The sequence below is a fragment of the Sorangium sp. KYC3313 genome (assembly GCF_052075895.1).
Classification (GTDB): domain Bacteria; phylum Myxococcota_A; class Polyangia; order Polyangiales; family Polyangiaceae; genus Sorangium; species Sorangium cellulosum_B.
Genome location: NZ_CP197255.1, coordinates 4450872 through 4475631, shown reverse-complemented (window position 1 = coordinate 4475631; position 24760 = coordinate 4450872). Strand labels below are relative to the sequence as shown.

Sequence of the window (24760 nt, the reverse complement as noted above, 5' to 3'; positions counted from 1 at the left end):
GATAGGATGTCCGCATGACCGGTTCACTCGACGCCGGGGCCGGCCCGCACCTGGATGGGCTCGCGGGCCCGCTGCGCGAGGCGCTGGGGAGGAGCCTCGCCGACCGGCTCGCGCGCCGCCCCGGGGCGGAGCTCAACCTGGACAACGCGTTCTGGGGCGCCCCCGAGCCGCGCGACCTCGGCGAGGCGCTCACCCGGTTCGGGCCGACGTGCGTCAACGTCGTTGTGCGCATCTTCGAGCGTATCCGCGGCATCGACCCGACGCTCGGCCTGTGGATGCAGATCAGGTATCTGCGCAACGTCTGGTGCGGCGGGAGCGCCGGATTCAAAGTGGTCTACGTGGAGCCGGCGGCCATGCGCGAGCGCCTCGACCGCCACTTCGCGGGAGCGGGCGGCCGCCGCGTGGCGCGCGACACGATCCTCGGGGGGCTCGAGCACCAGCGGGGCGCGCTGCTCGGCTCGCTCGCGGCGAGCATGGCGGAGCTCTTCCGGGGCGGCGAGCCGCTCGACGCGGACAGCTGGCGCGAGGTGCACCGGCCGGATCGGGAGGCGGTGCACCTCTGCGTCGGCAAGCACGAGCCGCGGCCGCCGGAGCTCGACGACATCCACCTCGACTGGCGGTCGCCGGTGGTGGGCGTCGACGAGGAGCGCCGCCGCTGCCGGTACGGGCTCCTCATCGGCGTGGTCCACTGGACGCAGGCGCGGTTCGGGCTCGGCAAGCCGGTGTTTCCGTTCGAGAGCATCGATGAAAGGGTCGCCGCCCTGGCCGGGCGCCGCGAGGCACCGGCGCGCTGGGCCGAGTTTGCGGCGCGCTGGCGCGACGCGCGGTGGCCGCTCGCCCTGCGCGGCGGCGCCGGCGCAGAGGAGGCGCAGGCGTGGCTTCGCGAGTGCGACGAGCTGGTCGCCGCGCAGCGCGCGGACGCGTGAGAGGCCACAGGCGGCCGGCATGCCCTACCCCGCTCCCGACGGCGCCCAGCTGATCGAGCACCTCGGCGCCGGCGCCACGTTCGACGTCGCGCTGGTGCGGCTCGGAGGCTCGCCGCCCGGCCCCACGCTGGTGTGCAAGCGCCTCGTCCCCGGCGTCCTCCACGAGCACGCTGGGCGGGCCGCCATGGTCCGCGAGGCGAAGGTCCTCTCCCTCGTTCGCCACCCCGCCCTGCCCGCGCTCGCGCGCGTCGGCGCCGATCGCCACGGCCCATTCCTCCTCGAGACCCGGCGCGAGGGCACCTCCCTCCGCGACGTGCTCGACGGATGGCGCGGCCGCGGCCGGCCGCCGCCCGCGTCGCTCATCACCCACGTCGTCAGGACCGCGCTCGAGACGCTCGCCGAGCTCCAGGAGATCGAGGACGCCGGAGGCCCGATCCGCTTCGTTCACGGCGATCTCGGCCCTGATCACGTGCTGCTGGGTCCGCTCGGCGACATCGGCCTCGTCGACCTCGGCGCCGCGCGGTTCCGCGGCATGGAGCCGGACCTCGAGACCGCCGACCGGGGCACGGTTCCCTTCGTTGCCCCCGAGATCGCCCGCGGCGAATCCCCGCCGACCCAGCGCGGCGACGTCTACTCCATGGCGGCGACCCTCGTCTCCTTCGCCACCGGCGCGCCCCTCACGCGCGCGCGCGAGCAGGCCGCGGCGCTCGTCGAGATCAGCGAATCCGGCCTCTGCCTCGACCCGCTCTCCGTCACGGACGCGCTCTCGCCGGGGCAGCGCCGAGCGCTCGCTCGCGCGCTCGATCGCGATCCGGAGCGCCGCGCCGGGACGGCGCGGGCGCTGCTCGACGCGTTCGACGCGGCCGCTCCGCGGGCCGAGGGCGGCGCCGTGTCAGCGCGCTGACCCGGCCCTCCTGCGCGCCAAAACCGTGGACGCACGCGGCCCACGAGATAAGTCTCGCCCGCATGAAGCCCCACCTAGGTCACGACAAGCTCGGCCTCGACACGCTCGCGATCCACGCCGGACAGCCGCCGGATCCGACGAGCGGCGCGGTCATGACGCCGATCGTCCTCTCGAGCACCTTCGCTCAGGAGCGGCCGGGCCACCACAAGGGGTTCGAGTACTCCCGCAGCGGCAACCCCACCCGCAAGGCGCTCGAGGAGTGCGTCGCCGCGCTCGAGGGGGGGCGCCATGGCTTCGCCTTCGGCAGCGGCTCCGCGGCGACCGCCACCCTGCTCCACACGCTCCGCCCCGGAGATCACGTGCTCTCGGGCGATGACGTCTACGGCGGCACCTTCCGGCTCTTCGACAAGGTCATGCGGCCGATGGGCATCGCCTCGACCTCGGTCGACATGAGCGACCTCGACGTCGTCCGCAAGGCCCTCACCCCGGCCACGCGGATGATCTGGATCGAGACCCCGACGAACCCGATGCTCAAGATCTTCGACATCGCAGGGCTCGCCGAGATCGCGCGCGCGCACGGGGCGCTGCTCGTCGTCGACAACACCTTCGCCACGCCGGTGCTCCAGCGGCCGCTCGACCTCGGCGCTCACGTCGTGGCGCACTCGAGCACGAAGTACCTGAACGGGCACTCGGACGTCGTCAGCGGCGCGCTGGTCACGTCCGAGGACGCGCTCGCGGAGCGGGTCGGGTTCCTGCAGAACGCGATCGGCGCCGTCCCGAGCCCGTTCGATTGCTACCTCGTGCTCCGCGGGATCAAGACGCTCGGCGTGCGCGTGCGCCAGCAGTGCGCGTCGGCCGCGCTCATCGCCGGGAGGCTCGCCGGGCACCCCGCCGTCCAGGCGGTGCACTACCCCGGCCTCCCCACGCACGCCGGCCACGCGCTCGCCGCGCGGCAGATGCGCGCGCCCGGGGCGATGATCTCGTTCGTCGTGCGCGGCGGCCTCCCCGTCGCCTCGGGGTTCCTCGAGCGGCTCGCGATCTTCGCCTGCGCCGAGAGCCTCGGCGGCGTCGAGTCGCTCGCCGAGCACCCCGCCCTCATGACCCACGCCTCCGTACCCGCGGCGGCGCGGGAGGCGCTCGGCATCGCCGACGGCCTCCTCCGGCTCTCGGTGGGCCTGGAGGCCAGCGAGGACCTCTGGAACGACGTCGCCCAGGCGCTGGACGGCGCGCAGGGGCGCGCGGCGGGCGCGTGAGCGCGCGCGGCGCTGCCGCCGTTTGATCGCGGACCCCCGAGTACGATAGAAGCGAGGAGCGGCCTCGGGGCCGCCACCTACCACCGGAGCTTTCCATGCGTCTCGCTCGCCTCAGCTTCGTGCCCGTGCTCGGCCTCCTCCCCCTCCTCGGCCTCGGCTGCAGCGGCGCGGAGCCGCCGACCCCGCGCGGCGCATACAAGATGAACTTCGCCGACCCGGGCATCGCCTGCTCCGCACCGGGGCATATCGCGACCCTTGGCGAGGTGACCGATATCCAGAAGGCCCGACTGGTCACCGACGGCGAGGACAGCGCCTCGGTCGACTGCTCCGTGTCCGGCTCGGGCACCTTCTCCGTCTCGGCGGTGGCCAAGAACCCCGCCGAGGCGGCGGAGGTCCACGTCAAGATCGACGCCATCTCCCCCGCGGCGACCCGTGACGCGCCGGCCTCCGGCAGCATCAGCTTCTCCTCGGCGAAGACGGGCGGCCAGACCTTCTACTCCGATACGGCGACCCCGTGTAAGTTCTGGTTCGAGGGCAAGCAGGGGGTCGACGCGGGCAAGATCTGGGTCGGCTTCGAGTGCCCGGCGATGCTGAACGAAGGCGAGACATGCCAGATCAGGCTGGGCGTCCTGGCCTTCGACAGCTGCGGAGGCTGAGCGGCGCTGGCAGCTGGCCGCTGGCTGCTGACAAAGGCGGGCGCGCGGGGGGCGCCCCCCGCGCGTCAGCTCTTCTCGGAGCGCGAGGCCGACACCGCCGGGACCGTCGATCGATCGCCCATGCTGACCTGCTGCGAGTCGGCGGGCGGACCGATCGTCGCGCTGTTCGGGAGCTCGGCGTCGTCCCGATCGTCGATCCGGATCACGAGCGCCGTGATGTTGTCCTCTCCGCCGTTCTCGTTCGCCTTGGCGATGAGGCGGCGGCACATCTCCGGGACCTCCTCGGTCGAGCTCACGATGTGGAGGATCTGGTCGTCCGAGAGCATCCCGCTCAGGCCGTCGGAGCAGAGCAGGTAGACGTCGCCGGGCTGCGGCTCATCGCTGATCAGATCCACGGAGACGCTGTCGTGCATCCCGAGCGCGCGGGTGATGACGTTGCGCGGAAGCTCGGCCCGCTGCTCCTCGGTGAGCTCGGGCATCGCCATGATGTAGTCGTTGAACAGCGAGTGATCGCGCGTCAGCTGGCTGATCGAGCCCTTGCGGACGCGGTACGCGCGGCTGTCGCCCACGTGGCCGACGTAGATCCGGTTCTTCTTCTTCGAGAAGAGCGCCCCCACGACCGTCGTGCCCATCCCGGCGCAGTCGCGCGACCGGATGCTGCGCTCGAAGATCTGGCGGTTCGCGACCCGGATGCCCGCCTGGAGCCGGTTCTCCTCCTCCGACAGGCTGGTGTCGAAGTGGAATGGCCAGGTGGCGTCCTCCCGCGACGTGGACCGGAAGAAGTCCGCGATCGACTCGGTCGCCAGCTTGCTGGCTACGTCCCCCGCGCGGTGGCCCCCCATGCCGTCCGCGACGATGAACAGGTCGTACTCCGACAGGACGGCGTAGCTGTCCTCGTTGTGGTCGCGTTGGAGACCAACGTCCGTCATTCCTGAAGCGATCGCTCGCATAACCTCGGGAATCCTTGAGACGGCTCCGGGCCTTCGGCTTCGAACACCAACCATTTCACGCTAGCGAAAACCTGTCAAGCAGGGCCTCTCGGCCCCGAATGGGCGTCTTCAGAGCCTTCGCGTGTCTTCTCGCGTCTTCTCACGCCGTTCACGCCGTTCACGCCGTTCACGCCGTTCACGCCCACGCCTCACGCCTGCGCACGCCTCACGCCTGCGCACGCCCAACCGCCGACCTTCCTGATGCTACCGACTCCGACCGGGGGGACCGCAAGCCTCTTTTTCACTTCTTCGCTTCACGGGACGGTCCATTGTGAGCTGGGCTGGTCCCGGGCACGCCTCGCCCCGTGGCGCTCGGACGCAAGCGCCGGCGCGGGCGGCAGCGCGCGGGTCGCGCGCGGGCAGGACAACAGGGCTGCGAAGCATCGCCAGGCCAGGCCGGGCTCGGCACACGCGGCATCACGACGCGCTGGGGGGCTGCTGCCGGCAGGCGATGTCTCGCGCATCGCACGCCGCCGCCGCGCCGCCCTCCTCGAAGGGCCCGGCCCCATCGCGGGCCGCGGGGAGGGGCGGCCGCAGGGCGCTCCGGCCTACCGAGCTTCGGTCGCCGACGCCCGCCCGGCCGAGGGCCCGCTCACACGTCCAGGATGTCCTTTTCCTTGCCGGCGATCACCGTGTCGACCTGCTTCGTCCCCTCGGCCACCACGTCGTCGACCTTCTTCTTGGCCCGATCGGCCTCGTCGCCGCTGACGTCACCGTCCTTCTCGAGCGAGTCGATCATCTCGTTCGCGTCCCGGCGGTGCTTCCGGATGGCAACTTTACATTCCTCTCCGTTCTTCTTCGTCAGCTTCACCATCTCCCTGCGCCGCTCCTCCGTCAGCGGCGGGATCGGGAGTCGGATGAGATCCGCGTCCACCTGGGGATTCAGGCCGAGATCGCTCTCCCGGATCGCCTTCTCGATCGCTTTCACCTGGTTCTTCTCCCAGGGCTTGACGCTGATGAGGCGCGGCTCCGGCACGGACACCGTGGCCATCTGCACGATCGGCGTCGGCACGCCGTAGTAGTCGACGCGGATGCCGTCGAGCATGGCCGCGTTCGCGCGCCCGGTGCGCACCTTCGCCAGGTCTCGCCGGAGAGCTTCGATGGCCTTCTCGATCCCTTCGCGCAGCTCCTTGATGACGTCCTCGAGCATGATCCGGCTTCCTCCGTGTGGGGCTCGCCCAGCCCGCCCTCTTCGCGGGCGGGGGCGGAGCTTACCGCGTATTTCCGGGCCGGCGGAGAAATCGATCCGCCCGACCTCGCCGGCGTCGCGGTCGGAAGAACGCGCGCGTCCGCCTGGGCGCAGGCGGACGCGCGCGCGTCCGAGCGCCGCCGCGCCGTCCCCCCCGCCCAGCGCGGAGGGCGCGGGAGGCGCGCGGCGGGAGGGCGGCGAAGGCCGCCGAGCGCGCCACCTCCACTGTCGCGATCGTGCCGAGCTGTAGTAACTCTGGGAGGCAGGGCGACCCGATGCGCGATCTGGACTGGAACAGCTTCGACGTCCTCGTCGTCGACGACGAGCAGGACAACCTCGACGCGTTCCGGTTCGCCTTCAGGAAGTCGTTCAAGATCCATTATGCGCTGGGCGGCGCCGAGGCCCTCTCGCTCCTCGATCGCCTCGATCCTGCGGTGATCGTGGCGGACCAGCGAATGCCGGGGATGAGCGGTATCGAGTTCCTCAAGCAGGCGAAGGAGCGGCGGCCTGACGCGGCGGGCGTGCTGCTCACCGCCTACGCGGACATGACGGTGCTCATCGACGCGGTCAACTCGGGCGCGGTCGACCGGTACGTCCAGAAGCCCTGGAACTCGAGGGAGCTCGCCGTCATCCTCCGGCAGGCGATCGCCGGGGTCGCCACCCTCCGCGAGAACCGGCGGCTGCGCGAGCAGCTCGCGCAGTACGCGGGCTACCTCGAGCGCGAGCAGCGCGACCCGATCGATTTCGGCGAGATCGCCGGCGAGAGCGAGGCCATGCGCGAGGTCGCCGCCCGGATCGGCGAGGTGGCGAAGGCGGCGACGCACGTGCTGATCGAGGGCGAGGAAGGGGCGGAGAAGGAGGTCGTCGCCCGGGCGATCCACGTGGGCTCCCCGCGGGAAGAGCAGCCGTTCGTCAAGGTGACCTGCGCCGCGTTCCGGGGCGACACGCTCGAGCGCGAGCTGTTCGGCTGGCGGCGAGGCGCCTTCGACGGCGCGTTCGCCGAGCGCGCAGGCCGGCTCGAGCTCGCCCACCGGGGGACGATCTACCTCGACGAGCCGGCGCCGCTCACGCCCTCGCTCCAGGCGAGGCTGCTCCGCGTGCTCACCGACGGCGAGATCGAGCGGCTCGGGTCGACGGAGACCACGCGCGTCGACGTGCGCGTCGTGCTGTCGCTCACGCCCGGCATCGACGAGGCCTGGGCGCGCGCGGGCGTGCTGCCCGAGCTCGTCTCCCGACTCTCGGTGTTCCCGCTCAGGCTGCCCCCGCTCCGGGAGCGGCGCGAGGACATCCGCGCGCTCGCCGAGCACTTCCTGCGCAAGGTCGCGCGGCGCAACGCCCGCGCGGCCACCGCGCTGTCGGAGGAGGCGATCGCGAAGCTCGCGGCGTACCCGTGGCCGGGGAACGCGCGGGAGCTGGAGAACGTGGTCGAGCGCGCCGCCATCCTGTCGCGCGGCGACGTGATCCTGCCCGAGCACCTCGCGTTCACGGCGCGCGCGCAGCCGGCCGAACCGCCCGCGCGCGCGCCCAGGGCCGCCGCGCCGGCGGAGCCGGAGGCGGACGCGGCCGGAAAAGAGCCCGCCGCGCCGGCGTGCGCGCGGCCAAGGCTCGACCTGAGCTCCCAGCTCGACGACATCGAGCGGCGGGAGCTCCTCGCCGCCCTGGACCGCTGCGGAGGGAACAAGGCGGAGGTCGCGCGGCAGTTCGGCATGCAGCGCACGACCCTCTATTACAGGCTGAAGCGGCTCGGAATCGAAGGTTGAAGACGGTTGAAGACGGTTGAAGACGGTCGAAGACGGTCGAAGACGGTCGACGAGGGCCGGCGCTCCCTGACGGCACCCGACGGTCGCTGACGGCCCGCCGGGGCGCCGCGGCGCGTGGCCACGGTCGACGCCGGGGGCGACTTGCGGCAGATTGCGTCGGCATGCTGAAGGTCGGCGAGCGCGCGCCGGAGATCGACACGCTGGCCATCGACGGCCAGCGCTTCGTGCTGTCGGCGCAGGGTGGGCTCTGCACGGTCGTGTACTTCTTCCCGAAGGCCTTCACGCCCAACTGCACCGTCGAGGCCCAGCTCTTCCGCGACAACCACGCCGAGATCGCGCTCGCGGGCGCCGGCATCGTCGGCGTCAGCACCGACGACCACAGGACGCAGTGCCGGTTCGCCGAGGCGCAGAAGGTCCCTTACCCGATGATCGCCGACCGCGATCGCAGCGTGTGCCGCGCCTACGGCGTCCTCTGGCCGCTCATCGGCCTCGCCCGGCGGATCACCTACGTCGTCACGCCCGCCCTGGAGATCGCGGCGGTCTTCCACCACGAGTTCCAGGCCAGGAAGCACCGCGACGACGTGCTCTCGTTCATCGACAAGCGCTTCCGGGCGGCGCGCCCCCGCGCGGAATGAATGAGCGCGGAGCCCGCCGTGCGTCCCGCCCCCGAGCCCCCCGCGCCCAGCAAAGGCGCCTCGCTCCTCGAAGGAGCGGCGCCGCTGCCGCGTGACTTCTACGCTCGCCCCGCGCTCGTCGTCGCGCGGGCGTGCATCGGCAAGGTGCTCGTCCACACGACGCCCGAGGGCACCGCCGCCGGACGCATCGTCGAGACCGAGGCCTACCGCGGCCCGGAAGACCTCGCCGCGCACAGCGCGGGCGGGCGGCGGACGGTGCGGACGGAGGTCATGTTTGGCCCGGCGGGCTATGCGTATGTGTTCCAGCTCTACGGCATGCACTGGGCGTTCAACATCGTCGTGGCCTCGGAGGGAGAGCCGCACGCTGTCCTCATCCGCGCCATCGAGCCGATGATCGGCCTCCAACTCATGAGCCGCCGGCGGGGCGTCGCGCCTGGGCGGATCGAGCTCACCAACGGGCCGGGGAAGCTGTGCAAGGCGCTGGGGCTCGACCGCTCCGCGTACGGGATGGATGTCTGCGGAGCGCAGCTCTCGCTGCTGCCCGGCGCTGCTGGGCCCATCGGCAGGTCGCCTCGCATCAACGTCGACTATGCAGGTGCGTGGGCGAAGAAGCCGTGGCGATTCTACGAACGCGGCAATCGCTATGTCTCCGTTCCGCCTCGCCATTGAGCGGGCGTGAGGGTGCGAGCGCTCGAGGCGCTCGCGCCCGGGTCCAGGATCGCGCGACAATGGGCTCATGGGATTCTGGCCTTTCGGGGGGCGTGAACCTGTCAACGTCGAGAGCGCGTCGCAGGTTGTCACGGCGGGCACGCATCGGGAGACCCTGCGGGGAAAGTTAACGCTCTATTTCAAGGAGCCGCAGACGCGGAGCGCCGCGGACAGGGCCGCGGAGCGGTGCGCGCAGATCGCCGGAGACCTGCTGCGCGAGACCGCAGAGCACGAGGCGCTCCTCGGCAAGGAGGCGGAGCTCGCCGCGGCCATCGCGGCCCGCGCGCCGCGCGGCCTCCCGGGGCTCCGCGCGATCGAGCTCGCGGCGCTGCACGTCGTGACCGAGCGCAGCACGCCGTCGAGCATCCCGCCGCCCATCAGCGTGCGCCCGCCGCCGAGCTCCGGCGCGCAGCGCGCCCGCGCCGCCGGAGCGGGCGCCGCGCGGGGGTCGAGCCCGGGGCTCATCGGCTCGCCCCCCACCGTGATCGCGGCCGCGCTCGCGCCGCTCCTGCGCGACGCGTCCACGCGGCTGCTCCTCGGATGCCTGCGGGCGCACGATATGATCATCGTGCGCCGCGTCGCGATCGATCCTGGCGCCGCCGATCAGCTGGCCGCGCTGCTGCCGGTCTCCGAGGCGCCGCCGGGTGAGTTCGAGGCGAGCCGGGCCGCCGAGCTCTCCCGCTGGCACACGGTGCTCGGCTCGCCCGTGATCAGCCAGCTGCGCGCGGAGTCGTGCGCGATCAGCGCGCAGAAGGCCCGGGTCGCGCTGGGCGCCGCGAACATCGCGGCGGGCGTCGCGGGGGAGCTGATCGACGCGCTCTGCCGCACCGCCTTCCCGGGCCTCGCGCTGTCGAGCGCCCACATCGATCGCTACGCAGAGCAGGATCTGAACGAGCTGGCGGCCGAGAGCATGGCGCGCATCCTCCGGCACCCGAACTCGAAGCCGCTCCGCCTCGCGCTCGGCCCGCTGCTCGACGCGGTGCACGGCGACGTGGACGGCATCTCCCGCCTCGCGAAGGCCTCGCTCGGCAGCGCGCACTGAGGCCGGCGCCACCGCTCGGCGCGTTCCCTTCTCGGCGGGCTGGCGCTAGGAGGCGCAGGTGCGACACCATGATCTCTCCCATGAGCTCTCTTTCTCCCGCAGATCGCTCCGCGGCCACCTCTCCCTGCTCGTCGCGCTGCTCTGCGCGTGCGGGCCGGCCGAGCGCGCCGCGCCGCCCGCGCGACCCCTCACGAAGGCGGCCGCGGTGAGCCCGGCCGACGCGCGATCCGGCGCAGCAGGCGCGGAGGCCGGCGCCGAGCAGGCGCTCGCGGCCCTGTCGGCGCGCGTGCTCGAGGAGTACCTGCGCGACGAGCCGGTCCGCGCCACCGAGGCGGGGGACCACCGGTACGACGCCGTGTGGCCGGACGTCACCGCGCAGGGCGAGGCCGCGCGCCGGCGCACGATCGAGGCGGCGCTGGCCGAGCTCGGGGCGCTGCCCGCGGCGCGCCTCGGCGTCCAGAGCCGCGTCGACGCGGCGATGATCGAGAACCAGCTGCGCTCCTGGCTGTTCGCGATCGACGAGCTCCGCGAGGCGACGTGGAACCCGATGGTGTACACGGGCCTCGTCGGCGACGGGCTCGATCCCCTGATCACGAGGAGCTTCGCGCCGCTCGAGGAGCGCCTGCGGAGCCTCGGGGGTCGCCTCTCGGGCATCCCCGCGCTCGTGCGCGCCGCCGAGCAGCGCCTCACGGCGGCGCCGCCGCGCATCCACACCGAGACGGCGATCGCGCAGAACAAGGGGCTCATCGCGCTCTGCAGGTCCGAGCTCCCGGCGCTGTTCGCGTCGGCCCCGGCGCAGCAGGCCGAGCTCGACGCGGCCGCGAGGGCGGCGGCGGCGGCGCTCGAGGGCTTCCAGGCGTTCCTCGAGAAGGACCTGCTCCCGAGGAGCGACGGCGACTTCCGGCTGGGCCGCGCGCGCTTCGAGAAGAAGCTCCGGTTCACGCTGGACGACGCGACCATCGACGTCGACGGCGTGGTCGCGAGCGCCCGCGCCCTGCTCGCGGCGACGCACGCCGAGATGCTCGAGACCTCGAGGGAGCTCTGGCCGGCGCTCTTCGGGAAGCAGCCCTTCCCGAAGGTCGAGGCGCAGGACGAGAAGATGGCCGCGATCCGGAAGGTGCTCGACGCGCTCGCGGCCGATCACCCGACGAACGCGACCATCGTGAAGGCGTCCGAGAAGCTCCTCGCGGAGGCGACCGACTTCGTCCGCGCGCGCGACCTCGTGCGCATCCCGGACGAGCCCTGCCGGGTGATCGAGATGCCCGAGTACCGCCGCGGCGTCGCGATCGCCTACTGCGACGCGTCCGGCCCGCTCGAGGCGAAGCAGGAGACGTTCTTCGCGATCGCGCCGACGCCGAAGGACTGGCCGAAGGCGCGCGTGGACTCGTTCTACCGCGAGTACAACTCGAGCATGCTCGCCGACCTCACCGTCCACGAGGCGATGCCGGGCCACTTCCTGCAGCTCATGCACAACAACAAGTTCCCCTCGAAGGTCCGCGCGGTCTTCTCGAGCGGCCCGTTCGTCGAGGGGTGGGCGGTCTACACCGAGTGGCTGATGGCGCACCACGGCTTCGGCGGCCCGAAGGTGCGGATGCAGCGCCAGAAGATGGTGCTGCGCATGGCGGTGAACGCCCTCCTCGACCACGGGGTGCACGCGGGCGCGATGGGCGAGGAGGAGGCGCTCTCGCTCATGACGAAGGACGCCTTCCAGGAGGAAGGCGAGGCCGTCGGCAAGTGGCGGCGCGCCCGGCTCACGAGCGCGCAGCTCACCACGTACTTCCACGGCTTCACCGAGATGATGCGCCTGCGCGCCGAGCACGAGCGCAAGCCGGGCTTCACCGAGCGCGCCTACCACGACCGCCTGCTCAGCCACGGCTCGCCGTCCGTGCGGCACCTCCCGGCGCTGCTCGCGGAGGAGTAGCGGCGAGGCCGCGCGCGGCGGAAGGGCCGCGCGCGGCGGGAGGTCACACTGGGGAGATCGAGCCGCCGAGCTCCACGAAGCGCGCCTGGGGGAACGCCTTCTGGCAGGACTCGAGCTGCCAGTCGCCCTTGAAGAGCACGACCTGGTTCCCGTGCACGTCGAGGGCGCCGTAGCCGTAGAGGTTCGACTCGAGCTCGGCGAGGGGCACCGGCTCGCCCTCGACCCAGCGGGCCAGGCTGAACGAGAGCCGCTCGATCCGGGCGTCGACGCCGTACTCGGCCGCGAGGCGGTGCTTCACGACGTCGAACTGGAGCTCGCCCACGACCCCCAGGATCGCCTCGCCCTCCCGCCCCTCGGGCGGCCGGAAGAGCTGGACCGAGCCCTCCTGCGCGAGCTGCTCGAGCCCCTTCTTGAGCTGCTTGCGCTTCATGGGATCGATCATGACGACGCGGGCGAACTGCTCCGGCGGGAACTGCGGCAGCGGGGCGTACTTCACCGGCGAGCCGCTGCAGAGCGAGTCGCCGATGAGGAAGAGCCCCGGGTCGAAGACGCCGATGATGTCGCCCGCGAAGCCGTCCTCCACGAGCGTGCGCTCCTGGGCCATGAACTGCACCGGGTTGGTGAGCCGGATGTCGCGGCCGAGGCGCACGTGGTGCACCTTCATCCCGCGCTCGTAGCGGCCGGAGCAGACGCGGAGGAACGCGATCCTGTCGCGGTGGGCCCGGTCCATGTTCGCCTGGATCTTGAAGACGAACGCGGTGAAGCGGTCGTCGTCCGGGGCGATGGGGCCCTTGTCGCTGCCCCGCGGCGCGGGCGGGGGCATGAGCTCGATGAACGCGTCCAGGAACTGCGGCAGGCCGAAGTTGGTGATGGCGCTGCCGAAGAACATGGGCGTGACCTCGCCGCGGGCGAGCTTGTCGCGATCGAGCGCGTCGCCGGCGGCGTCGATGAGCTCGATGTCCTCGCGCAGCTGGCGGGCGCCCTCCTCGTCGAGCGCCTCGACGAGCTCGGGCGCGTCGAGCGACACGACCTCCATCGGGGCGATCTCGGCGCCGTGCGCGACGAGCTCGAAGAGGAAGACCTGCTTGCGCTCGCGGTGATAGACGCCGCGGAACTTGCCGCCCGCCGAGATGGGCCAGGTGACCGGGTAGACGCCGATGCCGAGGACCTCCTCGACCTCGCCGATCAGCTCGAACGGGTCGCGCCCGGGGCGGTCGAGCTTGTTGACGAAGGTGAAGATCGGCATCTGCCGGAGCTTGCAGACGCGGAAGAGCTTCTTCGTCTGCGTCTCGACGCCCTTCGCGCAGTCGAGGATCATGATGGCGGCGTCGGTCGCCATCAGCGCGCGGTAGGTGTCCTCGCTGAAGTCGGCGTGGCCGGGGGTGTCGACCAGGCTCAGGAGCCGGCCCTTGTACGGGAACTGGAGAACGCTGGTGGAGATGGAGATGCCGCGCTCGCGCTCCATCTCCATCCAGTCGCTGACGGCGTGGGCGCGCGCCTTCTTGGCCTTCACGGCGCCGGCGAGCTGGATGGCACCTCCGTAAAGCAGGAGCTTCTCGGTTAGGGTGGTCTTGCCAGCGTCGGGGTGGGAGATGATCGCGAACGTCTTTCGACGGGCGATCTCGCGGGTGAGCATCGGGTCGGGCACAGCGGCGCGGCAGGATAGAGTCCGTGGGGGCTGCGTCAACCCAAGGGGCAACGGAGCCAGGGCGGGCGGCGACGGAGCCAGGGCAGGCGGGGGTGGCGCGCGAGCGGGCGGCGGGGGTCCCCCCACGAACTCGGGCCTTTTGGGGGGCTATGGCCGCGCTGGACGGGGGACTCGGTCAGAGAGGGGGGCGCTGCGGGGCGGGCCGGCCCTCGGGTTCGTGGGGCCCACCCCCGCCGCCCGCTCGCGCACCACCCCCGCCCGCCCTGGCTCTTTGTAAGGAGGTTTTTGGAAGAGGCGGGGGCGGACGCTGGGGGTCGTGAGCCTGGGAGCGTTGCGCGCGGGATGCTTCGCCTCGGGTGTTTGTAAGGGGATCGTTATTTCGGGGCGCGAAGGGAGAGGGAGACGGTGACACCTACGGGGTCGGCGCTGGGCGTGCCGATGGGCTTGTTCTTGAGGAGCTGACGGATGCAGCGCTGCGCGTCGGAGGTGACACCCCGAGCGTCGAGGATCTCGACACCCTCGGCGCGGCCACGCACCCGGACGAGGAACTGGACCTTGATGCTGCCCGACGCGCCAGAGAGGCCGCCGTGGTCGGCAACACACTTCGCCAGGTCGGGGGCGACCTTTTCGAGCCGCTTGGCCACGTTCGGGACGTCGCCGTTCATGAACTCGGGCTCCTTGATCTCCACGAGAGGGAGCGGGGCCGAGACGATCGATGCGTCGGGCACGCCACCGTCGATGGGGCCGATGGGGCCGGCGTCGCCGGGAACACCGCCGTCGGGCGGGGGGGCGCCGCCGTCGGGCGGGGGGGCGCCGCCGTCGGGAGGGGGCGGCTCGGGCTGAGGCGACGGCGGGAGCCAGCCGGCATCCGCTTCGCCCGGCTCGAGGCACCGCACGAAGCCACGGTGCGGATCCTCCAGCGCGCCGTGCGGACAGCGCGGAGCGCCGCCCGCGTCAGGCGCCGACGCCGTGATCCACCCCTGCTCCGGCGGCTCCTGCCGCGGCGGGGCGCCGCCCTCGGCGACCGCGCCGACACACGCGCCGACAGCGCCCATCGACAGCGCCACGGAGATCGCCCACTGACCCAGACGCCCACCTGCTGCTCTCCACCGCATCGGCCGGTGTGATACTGCGGAACGGGCGCGCGTACAGGAGAAACCGCGGGCAGCCCGTCGAGGCAGCCGCGAGGCGCTCGCCGACGGCGGCGACGACCGCGGTCCCGGTGCCCGCGACAAGCGGGCTCAGAGGGCGATATGGGCGAGCGATCCCGCCGAGGCGGCCCAGAGCGCCTGCGCCCGGGACAGGGCGTCCGCATGCGCCTCGGTCCCCTCGGCAGGCCCTGTCACGGAGATCACGCCGCTCGCGCCGAGCTCGATCCGCTCGATGCCCGCGGCAGGGAGCTCGTCGCGGAGCTCCTTGGTCATCCGCTCGCCGATGCGCTGGAGGAGGCGCGCCAGCCGCTCCGGCGTGATGTCCCGGAACACGAGCACCTGCGGGAGCGTGAGCTCCGAGACGAGGCGAGCGCGGTCGGAGAGGCCCTGCTCCCCGAGCCGCCTCTCGACGAGCGCCGCGAACACGCTCCCGTAGGCACGGTCGACCTGCTCCCGCCGGAACCGCTCGTCGATGGCCGGCCCGAGCCGCGTCTCCAGCTGCGCGACGCCGTTCAGCCCGTTGGCGAAGCGCCCCTCGTTCTGCGCGAAGTACTCCCCGCGCGCGCGCAGGTCGCTCGCCAGCGACGCGAAGTGCTCGCCCATCGTCGAGAGGGCGCGCAGCACGAGATCGGTGAACCTGAGCTCCTCCCGGATCCAACCCACGTCCGTCACCCGGTCGGCCATGAACGGCCAGACGACGAGGTTGTAGTAGTTGTTGAAGTCGAGGAGGTACTTCAGCCGATAGAGCTCGAAGCTGCCGAACACCGGATACATGCGCTCATAGAGCCGGAGCGTGCTGTCGTACTTGAACCGGTAGTAGGCGTCGTAGGCCGCGGCCTTCTCCTCGAACCCGGCGCGGTCGCCGCGGACGTCGGAGAGGACCATCTGCGTGATGAACTCGTTCGCGGTCGCGATGAAATCGGAGCCGGGGCTGTAGAAGGGATCGGTGAACGCGCCGGCCTCGCCGGTGACGGCGTAACGGTCGGTCGAGAAGTACTGCTCCGCGTGGTACGGCAGGTGAGCGTAGGCCTGAAAGTCCTCGAGCTCTGCCCCCTCGAGCAGCTCGCGCACGGCGCGGTGGGCGCCCAGGAAGCGCTCGAACTCCGCGCGCGTGCGCGGCCCGGGCAGCGCCCCGGCCGGCGCGTTCCCGGCGCCGATCCGGTCCTTGTCGAACACGACGCCCACGCTCATCAGATCGCCGGCGAGCGGGATGAACCAGATCCAGTACCCGTCGTACATGAAGTGGTTCGTCGACAGGTGGCGCGACGTGTACCGCGCGCGCGACCGCCACGCCGCGTCGGTGACCGCGTCGAGCCCCGCGACGCCGCGGTAGCGCCCCCACGCGGCCGCCGTGTTGAGCCGCGCCTCCTTGTGCACCTTCACGCCGAGCTTGCGGAAGAGCACGTGCCGCCGCCCGGAGGCGTCGCACACCCAGCGGCAGGCGACCTCGCGCCGCTCGCCGCCCTGCTCGTAGACGACCGTGTGCCGCCCGCGCCCGTCGATCGCGACGTCGACCACCTTGGCGCCGAGCTCGACCTCGGCGCCCGCGGCGCGGTTCATGGTCACGAGATCCCGCTCCAGCCGCGCGCGCTCGAGCTGGAAGCTCGGGTGGAACGGCATGTGGTCGGAGCCGATCTCGCTCATCCGGGGCAGCGGGAGATCCCTGTCCGGAGAGTCGAAGAAGAAGCGGAGCCCGTTCTTGGGCAGCTGGTGCTGGTAGAGGTACGTGCCGAGGTTCAGCCGGCGAACCATGTAGTTCGCCGCGACCTCCACCGTGCTCTCGCCGACCTTGTAGTCCTCCATCGCCTCGGCGGCCTCGAGCACGAGGACCCCGAGGTCGGGGCACGCGAGGCGGAGCTGCCGCGCGAGGAAGCCGCCGGCGATGCCGCTGCCGATGATGACGATATCGAACGCGCGCATGACGCCGGCCCTTATACCGTGCCCCCGCCCGGCGGCGCGGGCTCTCCGAGCAGCTCGGCGCGGAGCGCGCCGGGCATCGCCTCCGCCTCGTCCGGGCGGAGCAGCCCGTCGCCGTGGATGATCGACGCCGAGAGGCGGCCGCCGAAGCGGCTGAAGATCACCTGGAAGCCGGGCGGCGCGACGACCGCGGGCAGCGGGTACGCCGAGCGCACCGGGAGCCCCGCGAACCGCTCCACCGTCACCGCGCCGGGGTTCGAGACGATCAGCGAGGCGAGCTCCCCCTGGAAGGGCTGGTCCCCCAGCCAGCGGTAGATCGGGCCGGGGAGCCAGCGGGCCAGATCGAGCGCGGCGATCATGGCGAGATCGAGCCTGTCGCGCACCACGGCGCGCTGCTGCTCGGCGAGGCGGGCCACCGCGCGCGCGTCGTCGTGGAGCTCGTCGCGGCCGAGCGAGAGCAGGGCCATCGTGAGGTGATTGCCGAAGAGCCGCCGCGCCCCCCCCTTGGGGTCGAGCGAGAGGGGCAGCGGGATCACGTGGTGCGGCGGGGCGAAGCCGCGGTCCGCGAGCGCCCGGTCGGCGAGCCGCGTCGCCGCGATCAGCATGAGGCTCGTCTCGGCGAGCCGCGCGCGCTGGCGCACCCGGAGATCGAAGGCGCGGGTCTCCTCCGCCGAGAGCGTCAGCCGGAGGACGCGGGAGGCCGAGGGCCGCACCCCAGGACAGGCGCGCGCGAGCGACAGGATGGGCGCGCGGCCGAGCGCCAGCACGTGGGCCTTGTACGCGCGCGCCAGCGCGACCCGCTCGTCGCGGTCCATGGCAGCCAGCAGGCGCTCCGGCGCGTCGTGCCGCTCCTGCCGCGGCGGCGGGTCGTCGGGCGCGTCGCCGCTCCCGGAGCCCAGCCAGGCGGCGAGCCGATCCGCGCCCCTGCCATCCGTCAGCGCGTGGTGATGGCGGAGCACGACCGTATCGCCGTCGCCCACCTCGCGCACGACGTCGAGCGCCCACGGCCGCTCCGCGGAGGTCCGGTCCGCGAGCAGCGCCTCGAGGCGCGCCGCGCGCTCGCGCTCGCCCGCCACCTCGTGGAGGCGCAGCCCGGGGGCGCGCCGGTGGTGATCGACGACCCAGCGGGGCCGCCCCGCCCGCCCGAGCACGCTGTTGTCCAGCCGGAACCGGAGCTCGGGGAGCGCCCGGGTCGCGCGCTCGAGCCGCACCGCGAGCCGCGCCAGATCGAGCCGACCGTCGAGCTCGATCACGAACAGGCAGTGGTTGCCCGCCTGGCCGCGCGATCGCATGGCGCGATCGTTCATGAGGTGGAAGAAGTCGATCCCCCCGAGCAGAACGGGCGATGTCATGGTCTCCGCGAGGCACCGCCGATCAGGGGGGAGCCGCGCGCGACCCTAGCAGCCGCGCGGGCCGCACGACAGCGCCCGCAGGCGCAGGATCACGCATCCTCGCCGCGCACGCGGCGCGCCCGCGCAAGAAAACGAAATATCCATACCGTGAATATATAATTCATCGTATATTCCTGTAGTGAATCTTTCGGCGATCGACGTCAACCTGGTGATCGCGCTCGACGCCTTGCTGCAGGAGCGCAGCGTGACGCTCGCGGCCCGCCGGGTGGGCCTCAGCCAGCCCGCCATGAGCCACGCGCTGACGCGGCTGCGCGAGCTCTTCTCCGATCCGCTGCTCATCCGGGTCGGCCGGCAGATGGCGCTCACCTCGCGCGCCGAGGCGATGACGCCGCAGGTCGCCGCGATCGTCCACGATCTCGCGGGCCTGTTCGGCGAGACGACGCCGGCGTTCGACCCGGCGACGAGCGATCGCGCCTTCCGGATCGCCGCCACGGAGTACGTGGAGCTCGTCCTCCTGCCGCGGCTCAACGCGGCGCTCGCGCAGGGCGGACCGAGGCTCGCGATCCACCTGCTCCCGCTCGACGGCCGCGTCGTCGACGCGCTCCGGAGCGGCGAGATCGATCTCGCGATCGGCGTCTTCCCGCAGGAGAGCCTCCCCTCCGACCTGCGCCGCGCGCCCCTCTTCGACGATCGCTTCGCGGGGCTCGCGCGCATGAGCCACCCCACGGCGCGCGGGCAGGTCGATCTCCAGACCTACGCGGCCCTCCAGCACGTCGTCGTCCCCAGGCGCGGCGCCCACGACGGGGTCGCGGACGATCTCATCGCGGCGCGCGGGATCGCGCGCCGCGAGGCCATGTCGGTGCCGCACGTGTTCCTCGTGCCGCACGCCATCACCGCGTCGGATCTCGTGGCCACCGTGGCCACGCGCCTCGGCAGGGCGTTCTCCAGCCTGGTGCCGCTCCGCAGCTTCGACCTGCCGTTCGAGCTGCCGCCCATCGAGATCGCGATGGCGTGGAACAGCCGGACCGAGGGCGATCCCGCGCGGGCGTGGCTGCGGGGCGTCGTGACGGACACCGCCCCGAGCCCGCGGGAAGCGGCCCGGCGCAAGCGCGCCTGAGGGGTTCAGGGCGCGGCGAGGCGCGCCGCGCCCGGGGGGCTAGCGGCCGAGCGCCTCGGCGCGGTTCACGATGCGCGGCGTGAGGAAGATGACGAGCTCGTTCCGCGTGTCGCTCGCGCGGCGGCGCTGGAAGAGGAGGCCGAGGACCGGGATGTCCCCGAAGAACGGCACCTGATCGAGGTTCCGGCCGGTGTTGCGGGTGAAGATCCCGCCGATCACCGCCGTGTGCCCGTCCATGATCAGGAGGTCGGTCTCCGCCTCGCGCTTCAGGATGGTCGGGTCGCCGCGGGCCGACGTCTGGTTGAAGTCGGGCTCGTCGCGGTTGATCTTCACGTGCATCGCGACGCTGCCGTCCGACGTGACGTGCGGCTTGACGAGCAGCTGGAGCTTGGCCTCCTGGAAGGTCGTCTGCACGCCCTGGGCGCTGATCTGCGAGAACGGGATCAGCGTCCCCTGGCTGATCCGCGCCTCCCGGTTGTCGAGCGTGAGGATGCGCGGGCTCGAGACGACCCGCAGCATGCCGCTCGCCTCGGCCGCGGAGAGCCGGACGCCGAGGTTGACGGTGTTGTTGATCGAGCCGAGCGTGAAGCCGAGCGCGCCGCCCTGCCCGGCGCCGACGATGGCCGGCAGGTTCACCGCGAAGTTCGGGTTCGAGACCTGGCTCGCGAACGGCGAGAGGCCGCCGGTCGGGCTGTTCGAGTCGGTCGCGCCGCCGGCGATGCCGATCGCCGAGGGGAAGACGAGCCCCGTCGGGTTGCCGGTCGCCGCGCTGAACGTCCCGTCGCCGCCCCACTGGATGCCGATGTCGCGCACGTAGCGGCTCGTCGCCTCCACCACGCGCGCCTCGATCAGCACCTGCGGCGTCTGCGTGTCGAGCGAGCGGACCAGCTCCTCGATCTGGTTCAGGTTCCCCGCGACGTCGCGCGCGATGAGCACGTTGGTCCGCTCGTCGACCGCCAGCGAGCCGCGCGGCGAGAGCATGTCCTTCGAGCGATCCTGGAGGTCCTTCGCGTCCGCGTAGTTGATCGGGATGAGCCGCGTCTCGAGCGGCGCGAGCTGGAGCTCGCTCTTGCGCCGCGCGATCGCGAGCTCCCGCTCCTTGTTGAGATCGGCGATCGGGGCGACGCGGATCATGTTGCCCTGCCGGACCACGCCGAGGCCCTTGGCCTGGAGCACCGTCTCGAGCGCCTGGTCCCACGGGACGTTGCGCATCCGGATGGTGACCGTCCCGGTCACGTTGTCGGCGGTCACGATGTTGACCCGCCCCACGTCGGAGATCAGCCGGAGGACGTTGTGGATGTCCGCGTCCTTCAGGTCGAGGTCGATGCGCCGCCCCGTGAACCGCCGCTGCTGCCCGGCGATGGCGGGCATGAAGGCGCCGGCCTGGTCGGGCTCGACGAGCGACTCCTGGCTCTCCGTCGGATGATGGGGGCCACGCGCGGCGTAGCCGGGCTCTGCCCCCACACCCCCGTCCGCGCCCTCGAACGAGGTCTCCACCTTCGGCGCCCCGTCGTCGAGGAGCGCCTCGCGCGCCACCGTGCGGGTCCGCCTCGCCGCGCCGCCGTCGGCGGCGATCCCCGAGAGCGCCGTGGGCAGCGCGCCCTTCGCGACGCTCAGCACGAGCGCGTTGCCCTCGCGCGCGACCACGCCCGAGGCGCCCTCGGCCTGCTCGACCTCGACGACGACCCTGGAGCCGTCGCTGTTGCGCCGGTACGTCGAGATGGCCCGCACCGGGCCGCCGAAGGCGCCGACGTCGAGCTTGCGCTGGAGGGCGTCGGGGAGCCGGACGCCGCTGAGCTCGATGACGCGGCGCCCCCCCTTGCCGGTCGACTCGCGGTAGCCCGGGATCGACGAGAGCTCGATGACGACCCGATCGAGCGTCGCCCGGTGCTCGAAGCGCACGTCGGTGATCGCCGCCGGCTCGCGCTCCGGCGCCGCCGCCGCGGGGCCGGCCGGGGCCCGCGCCGCCATGGGCGCCGTCGCGTCGGCGGCGGCGAGCTCGATCACGAGCGCGCCCTGCTCGGCGCGGATCCGGTAGGCCGCCGGGCGCGCGAGCTGCACGAGCACCCGCGTCGTCCGCTGGGTCGCCTTGCCGAACCCCTGCGTCATCACCCCGGCCACGATCGCGTTGCCGCTCGTGATCGCGCCGGAAGCCCCGCCTGCCTCGGCGCCCTCGAGGTCGATGAGGAGCCGCTTGCCGCCGTCCGCGACCCGCGCCGAGAAGCGCGGCTCGCCGCTCGTCGCGACCACGATCTCGGCCTTGCCCTCGTCCGGTGCCGTGAGCCTGACGTCGCTGACCTTGATCGGGGCGGCGGCGTCTGCGTCTCCCGCAGGAGCGCCGAGGATCAACATCACCCCGAGTGCCGCAGCACGGCGAAGCGCGCCCCGCCTCGGGCGATAGTCTCGATTGCTCTTCATTGCACTCCCGCTTCGCGGTGACGCGAGATCTGCGTCACGCTGTCGAGAGGCTACTTCGGGTGCCCGGCGCGGGCCCAATTCGTGGCGGTCACGGGGTCCCGTCGTTCTCCTCGCCGAGCGGCCTCAGCGCGATCACGCGCGTGGTCGGCGGGATCTCCGGGTGCGACGGGTCCTCGCGGATGAAGACGACGTCCGAGTCGCGGATCCGATCGATGCGCCAGTTGACGGCCACGTCGACGCCCGTGGGGCCGCCCGCGTGCACGATCTCGGCCTTGCCGACGAAATCGCCCACCTTCACCACCCACCCGAGCCCCGTGGGATCGGTGAGCAGCGCGCGGGCGGGCGCGCGCGAGACGACGCCGACCAGCCTGAGCTCGTCGAGCGCGAAGCGATCCACGAGGACCTGGCGCTGGATCGTCACCCGACCCCGGGCCTGTGTCGCGAACAGCGACTCGAAGCTCCGGAACGGGTCGCGGCTCCGGTCGCTCTCGGAGAAGTCGGCCTCCTGGAACTCCCGGAGCGGCAGCGGCGGCATCTCTGGCGCGCCGGCGTCCGCGGACGCGGCGCCGGCCGCGGGCGCGCGCGGCGGCGACGCGGAGGCCTGCGCCCCGGGCGGGCGTGGCCGGGAGGAGGAGGTCATCGGCGCTTCCTCCTCGCACCCCGCGAGCGCGAGGGCGGCGGCGGTGGTCGCCCCGAGGGCGAGCAGCATCATCCGGCCGGCCTTCACCGGACACCTCCGCCGCTGCGGCGCTTCACGCCGCTCGTCGCGGTCTCCCCGGCGCGCACGGCGCGGAACGCGGTCGCGAGGCACTGCACCTTGACCTCCACGTCGCTCCCCACGACCTTCGGCTCCTTGATCTCGACCTCCTCGAGGTTGATGATGCGATCGAGCTGCCCCACGCCGTGGAAGAACTTCGCCACCTGGTGGAACTTGCCGGAGAGCGTGAGCTGCATCGGCACCTTGGAGAAGAACTCCTGCGGGATCTCCTCGGTGGGGCTCCATGACGTCAGGTTGACGCCGGAGACGGTCGCCACGCCCTGGATGGCGGAGAGGAAGGCCGGCGTCTCGGACTCGTCCGGGAGGATCTTCTTCTGCTCGCGGCTCATCTGCTCGCGGCGGGTCTTCTCGTCGAGGTCCTTCTGGTAGGCGGCCTTGGACGCCTGCGCCTTGGTGAGCTCCGCCTGGAGCACGCCCTGCTTCTGCACGGCGCCCTCGATCTGCGAGTCGACGTCGGCGTAGAAGCCGACGAAGTACAGGATGCCGACGAGCGCCGCGAAGAGCGCGCCGACGCCGAGCTTGGCGAGCGGCGGCAGCCGGTCGAGCGCCGAGCCGGCCTGCACGGGCATGGGCTTCGTGGCCATCAGTACCTCACCTTCAGCTGCAGCGCGAACGAGACGAGCTCGAGCCGCGACGCCTTCTCGTTCTCCTTCTTCCCCGGGAGCAGCTGCACGTCGTAGAAGTACGAGGACAGCTTCAGCCGCTGGGCGAGCTCGTAGACGTCGGTGCCGTCGCGCGCGAGCCCCTCGACGCGCACGGTCCGCTCGGACTCGACGTAGCTCGTGAGCCACAGCCGGCGGCTGTCCCAGGACGGGTTGTAGACGGCGAGCGGGTTCTCCTTGCGGAGCTGCGCGAGCTTGTCCGGGTCGGCGGTCGGCCCCTTGCCGTTCGTGAGCAGCTGCGCGAGCTCGAGGAGCACCGCGGTCGGCCCGCTGCGCGCGGCCTGGAGCTTCGCGATCGCGTCCTCGCGCGCGCGCAGCACCTCGAGCGCCTTCTTGATCTCCTCGTGGTTCGCCACGAGCGTGCGGATGTCCTGGATCTGGCTCTGCAGCAGCGAGTTCTTCCGGTTCTGCTCGTCGAGCTCCTCGACCTTCGTCTGGTGGAAGAGGAAGAGCGCGACGATCTCGAGGATCACGACGCCGAGGGTGACGAGCAGCCACCGCTGGCTCGCCTGGGGCGCGGCCCCGCGCGTGCCGCGCCGCTGCGGGAGAAGGTTGACGCGAATCACGAGCGCTTCTCCCGGTCCTTGCGCATCGCCAGCCCGAGCGAGACGCAGAACTGCGCCGCCCGGAGCCGGAGCAGCTCCTGGTTGACTTCCTTCGCTTCCACGGTGATGCGCTCCATCGGCTGGATCAGCTCGACGGCCACCCGGGCGCGCCGCCCGATCGCGGCGGGCAGCGCCGGCAGGTTGGACGAGCCGCCGGTCAGGTAGATGCGGTGCATGTCGCCCTCACCGCTCGTCGCCAGGAAGAAGTCGAGCGAGCGCTGGATCTCCCCCGCGATCGAGTCGCACACCTGCTCGATGGTCTCGATGACCTGCGCGGGCACGCCGCCCGGCCCCGAGGTCACGCTGGCGCACTTGAACTCCTCGGCCTGCTCGAAGCTGATGCCGAGCTTCCGCTGGATCTGCTCGGTGATGTAGTTGCCGCCGTTGCCGATGTCGCGGGTGAACGCGCTCGCGCCGCGCGACACGATGTTGATCGACGCGAGGCTCGCGCCGACGTTGATGATGGCGAACGTCTGGTCCGGCGGGATGCCGCGGTTCACCTCGAACAGGTTCTGGACGGTGAACGCGTCGATGTCGACCACCATGGGCTTGAGCTTCGCCGTTCTGGCGATCTGGGTGTAGTCGTTGATCTCGTCGCGCTTCGCGGCGACGAGCAGGAGGTCCATCTGCCCGGCCTCGGGGCGCCGGCGCAGCACCTCGTAGTCGACGTGGACGTCCTTGATGTCGAAGGGGATGTGCTGCTCGGCCTCCCACTGGATCTGCTCGTCCAGCTCGGCGGCGGTCATGAGCGGCACCGTGATCTTGCGGATGATGACCGCCTGGCCGCTGATGCTGAGCGCGATCTCGCGCTGGCGGATCTTGGCCTCGGAGAAGGCCCGGCCGAGCGCCTCGACGATGGCCTGCGCGTTCATGACGTGGCCGTCGACGATGGCCTGCGGCGCGAGCGGCGCGTAACCGAGCCGCACGAGGCCATAGCCCCTGCGGCCTTCCTTGATCTGAGCGATCTTGATCGCGCTCGACCCGATATCGACCCCGATCAAGTTCTTGCCTTCCGACATCCCGTCCGTCCTGCTCCGCGCCCGCCGTGGTGAAGCAAGGGAAGCCCGGGCTGCGTTGCCCGGCTCCCGGGCGCCCGATCCCCTGCGATCGCCTCTGGTCGCTTCTGGCG

The 24760-nt window shown here is 72.2% G+C and carries 21 protein-coding genes; 10 read left to right on the top strand and 11 right to left on the bottom strand.

The window, feature by feature from the left end; all coding sequences use genetic code 11:
* Positions 1-14 precede the first annotated feature (14 nt).
* The 4 genes from ACSRUE_RS17565 to ACSRUE_RS17550 all read left to right on the top strand — a co-directional run bounded on the left by ACSRUE_RS17565 (position 15) and on the right by ACSRUE_RS17550 (position 3739).
* On the top strand, positions 15-926 hold the full coding sequence (locus ACSRUE_RS17565) for a hypothetical protein (protein WP_441291990.1): 912 nt from the start codon (positions 15-17) through the stop codon (positions 924-926).
* A gap of 19 nt (positions 927-945) precedes the next feature.
* Positions 946-1830, top strand: a complete 885-nt coding sequence (locus ACSRUE_RS17560) for a protein kinase domain-containing protein (RefSeq protein ID WP_441291989.1) — start codon at positions 946-948, stop codon at positions 1828-1830.
* A gap of 62 nt (positions 1831-1892) precedes the next feature.
* The gene (locus ACSRUE_RS17555; protein WP_437765311.1) at positions 1893-3083 is read left to right on the top strand and encodes a cystathionine gamma-synthase; all 1191 of its coding nucleotides are present in this window, start codon (positions 1893-1895) and stop codon (positions 3081-3083) included.
* A 95-nt stretch (positions 3084-3178) separates the two neighbouring features.
* The gene (locus tag ACSRUE_RS17550; protein WP_441291988.1) at positions 3179-3739 is read left to right on the top strand and encodes a hypothetical protein; all 561 of its coding nucleotides are present in this window, start codon (positions 3179-3181) and stop codon (positions 3737-3739) included.
* A gap of 65 nt (positions 3740-3804) precedes the next feature.
* Here ACSRUE_RS17550 and ACSRUE_RS17545 read toward each other — a convergent pair whose 3' ends face one another.
* Together ACSRUE_RS17545 and frr are read right to left on the bottom strand one after the other, a co-directional pair.
* The gene (locus tag ACSRUE_RS17545; RefSeq protein WP_437765309.1) at positions 3805-4668 is read right to left on the bottom strand and encodes a Stp1/IreP family PP2C-type Ser/Thr phosphatase; all 864 of its coding nucleotides are present in this window, start codon (positions 4666-4668) and stop codon (positions 3805-3807) included.
* Between the two features lie 652 nt (positions 4669-5320).
* The gene (gene frr / locus ACSRUE_RS17540) at positions 5321-5878 is read right to left on the bottom strand and encodes a ribosome recycling factor (RefSeq protein ID WP_437765308.1); all 558 of its coding nucleotides are present in this window, start codon (positions 5876-5878) and stop codon (positions 5321-5323) included.
* A gap of 314 nt (positions 5879-6192) precedes the next feature.
* Between frr and ACSRUE_RS17535 the strand changes: the two genes are divergently transcribed.
* From ACSRUE_RS17535 to ACSRUE_RS17515, 5 genes are all read left to right on the top strand, one after another.
* Complete coding sequence (locus tag ACSRUE_RS17535; RefSeq protein ID WP_441291987.1) at positions 6193-7677, top strand: sigma-54-dependent transcriptional regulator; 1485 nt, start codon at positions 6193-6195, stop codon at positions 7675-7677.
* Between the two features lie 161 nt (positions 7678-7838).
* Positions 7839-8312, top strand: a complete 474-nt coding sequence (locus ACSRUE_RS17530; RefSeq protein WP_441291986.1) for a peroxiredoxin — start codon at positions 7839-7841, stop codon at positions 8310-8312.
* The gene (locus tag ACSRUE_RS17525; protein ID WP_441291985.1) at positions 8313-8981 is read left to right on the top strand and encodes a DNA-3-methyladenine glycosylase; all 669 of its coding nucleotides are present in this window, start codon (positions 8313-8315) and stop codon (positions 8979-8981) included. It abuts the gene before it with no gap.
* Between the two features lie 67 nt (positions 8982-9048).
* Complete coding sequence (locus tag ACSRUE_RS17520; protein ID WP_441291984.1) at positions 9049-10062, top strand: hypothetical protein; 1014 nt, start codon at positions 9049-9051, stop codon at positions 10060-10062.
* 58 nt (positions 10063-10120) lie between these two features.
* Positions 10121-11983, top strand: coding sequence for a DUF885 domain-containing protein (locus ACSRUE_RS17515; protein ID WP_441291983.1), 1863 nt, complete (start codon positions 10121-10123; stop codon positions 11981-11983).
* 43 nt (positions 11984-12026) lie between these two features.
* On the opposite strand, the gene ACSRUE_RS17510 is transcribed toward ACSRUE_RS17515, so the two are convergent.
* The 4 genes from ACSRUE_RS17510 to ACSRUE_RS17495 form a co-directional block, all read right to left on the bottom strand.
* The gene (locus ACSRUE_RS17510) at positions 12027-13619 is read right to left on the bottom strand and encodes a peptide chain release factor 3 (RefSeq protein ID WP_441291982.1); all 1593 of its coding nucleotides are present in this window, start codon (positions 13617-13619) and stop codon (positions 12027-12029) included.
* 386 nt (positions 13620-14005) lie between these two features.
* Positions 14006-14686, bottom strand: a complete 681-nt coding sequence (locus ACSRUE_RS17505; RefSeq protein ID WP_441291981.1) for a hypothetical protein — start codon at positions 14684-14686, stop codon at positions 14006-14008.
* 186 nt (positions 14687-14872) lie between these two features.
* Positions 14873-16702, bottom strand: coding sequence for an NAD(P)/FAD-dependent oxidoreductase (locus ACSRUE_RS17500; protein ID WP_441291980.1), 1830 nt, complete (start codon positions 16700-16702; stop codon positions 14873-14875).
* An 11-nt stretch (positions 16703-16713) separates the two neighbouring features.
* Positions 16714-18051: a wax ester/triacylglycerol synthase domain-containing protein gene (locus tag ACSRUE_RS17495; protein ID WP_441291979.1), complete on the bottom strand. Its 1338-nt coding sequence runs from the start codon at positions 18049-18051 to the stop codon at positions 16714-16716.
* A 178-nt stretch (positions 18052-18229) separates the two neighbouring features.
* Here ACSRUE_RS17495 and ACSRUE_RS17490 point away from each other — a divergent pair, with 178 nt between their 5' ends.
* Positions 18230-19168, top strand: coding sequence for a LysR family transcriptional regulator (locus ACSRUE_RS17490; protein ID WP_437943194.1), 939 nt, complete (start codon positions 18230-18232; stop codon positions 19166-19168).
* Positions 19169-19207: 39 nt separating this feature from the next.
* Here the strand turns inward: ACSRUE_RS17490 and ACSRUE_RS17485 are convergent, their stop codons facing one another.
* The 5 genes from ACSRUE_RS17485 to pilM form a co-directional block, all read right to left on the bottom strand.
* Entirely contained in the window at positions 19208-21520 is a 2313-nt protein-coding gene (locus ACSRUE_RS17485) for a type IV pilus secretin PilQ (protein WP_441293098.1), read from the bottom strand.
* A 154-nt stretch (positions 21521-21674) separates the two neighbouring features.
* Positions 21675-22313 carry a pilus assembly protein PilP gene (locus ACSRUE_RS17480; RefSeq protein ID WP_441291978.1) on the bottom strand — a complete coding sequence of 213 codons (639 nt, stop codon included), beginning with the start codon at positions 22311-22313 and terminating at the stop codon, positions 21675-21677.
* Positions 22310-22948: a type 4a pilus biogenesis protein PilO gene (locus tag ACSRUE_RS17475; RefSeq protein ID WP_441291977.1), complete on the bottom strand. Its 639-nt coding sequence runs from the start codon at positions 22946-22948 to the stop codon at positions 22310-22312. Before ACSRUE_RS17475 ends, ACSRUE_RS17480 begins: the two co-directional genes overlap by 4 nt.
* Positions 22948-23592: a PilN domain-containing protein gene (locus ACSRUE_RS17470; protein ID WP_012238808.1), complete on the bottom strand. Its 645-nt coding sequence runs from the start codon at positions 23590-23592 to the stop codon at positions 22948-22950. The genes ACSRUE_RS17475 and ACSRUE_RS17470 overlap by 1 nt, the downstream gene beginning before the upstream one ends.
* A complete protein-coding gene (gene pilM / locus ACSRUE_RS17465; protein ID WP_012238809.1) occupies positions 23589-24650 on the bottom strand; it encodes a type IV pilus assembly protein PilM in 1062 nt (353 codons plus the stop codon). Before pilM ends, ACSRUE_RS17470 begins: the two co-directional genes overlap by 4 nt.
* Positions 24651-24760 lie beyond the last annotated feature (110 nt).

Excerpts from the sequence above, each read along its gene's own strand:
- ACSRUE_RS17560 (WP_441291989.1), top strand. The coding sequence starts at position 946 with ATGCCCTACCCCGCTCCCGACGGCGCCCAGCTGATCGAGCACCTCGGC.
- ACSRUE_RS17505 (WP_441291981.1), bottom strand. The coding sequence starts at position 14,686 with ATGGGCGCTGTCGGCGCGTGTGTCGGCGCGGTCGCCGAGGGCGGCGCC.
- ACSRUE_RS17495 (WP_441291979.1), bottom strand. The coding sequence starts at position 18,051 with ATGACATCGCCCGTTCTGCTCGGGGGGATCGACTTCTTCCACCTCATG.
- ACSRUE_RS17485 (WP_441293098.1), bottom strand. The coding sequence starts at position 21,520 with ATGTTGATCCTCGGCGCTCCTGCGGGAGACGCAGACGCCGCCGCCCCG.
- ACSRUE_RS17545 (WP_437765309.1), bottom strand. The coding sequence starts at position 4,668 with ATGACGGACGTTGGTCTCCAACGCGACCACAACGAGGACAGCTACGCC.
- frr (WP_437765308.1), bottom strand. The coding sequence starts at position 5,878 with ATGCTCGAGGACGTCATCAAGGAGCTGCGCGAAGGGATCGAGAAGGCC.
- ACSRUE_RS17510 (WP_441291982.1), bottom strand. The coding sequence starts at position 13,619 with ATGCTCACCCGCGAGATCGCCCGTCGAAAGACGTTCGCGATCATCTCC.
- ACSRUE_RS17555 (WP_437765311.1), top strand. The coding sequence starts at position 1,893 with ATGAAGCCCCACCTAGGTCACGACAAGCTCGGCCTCGACACGCTCGCG.
- ACSRUE_RS17525 (WP_441291985.1), top strand. The coding sequence starts at position 8,313 with ATGAGCGCGGAGCCCGCCGTGCGTCCCGCCCCCGAGCCCCCCGCGCCC.
- ACSRUE_RS17500 (WP_441291980.1), bottom strand. The coding sequence starts at position 16,702 with ATGCGCGCGTTCGATATCGTCATCATCGGCAGCGGCATCGCCGGCGGC.
- ACSRUE_RS17565 (WP_441291990.1), top strand. The coding sequence starts at position 15 with ATGACCGGTTCACTCGACGCCGGGGCCGGCCCGCACCTGGATGGGCTC.
- ACSRUE_RS17550 (WP_441291988.1), top strand. The coding sequence starts at position 3,179 with ATGCGTCTCGCTCGCCTCAGCTTCGTGCCCGTGCTCGGCCTCCTCCCC.
- ACSRUE_RS17475 (WP_441291977.1), bottom strand. The coding sequence starts at position 22,948 with ATGGCCACGAAGCCCATGCCCGTGCAGGCCGGCTCGGCGCTCGACCGG.
- ACSRUE_RS17530 (WP_441291986.1), top strand. The coding sequence starts at position 7,839 with ATGCTGAAGGTCGGCGAGCGCGCGCCGGAGATCGACACGCTGGCCATC.
- ACSRUE_RS17535 (WP_441291987.1), top strand. The coding sequence starts at position 6,193 with ATGCGCGATCTGGACTGGAACAGCTTCGACGTCCTCGTCGTCGACGAC.
- ACSRUE_RS17520 (WP_441291984.1), top strand. The coding sequence starts at position 9,049 with ATGGGATTCTGGCCTTTCGGGGGGCGTGAACCTGTCAACGTCGAGAGC.
- pilM (WP_012238809.1), bottom strand. The coding sequence starts at position 24,650 with ATGTCGGAAGGCAAGAACTTGATCGGGGTCGATATCGGGTCGAGCGCG.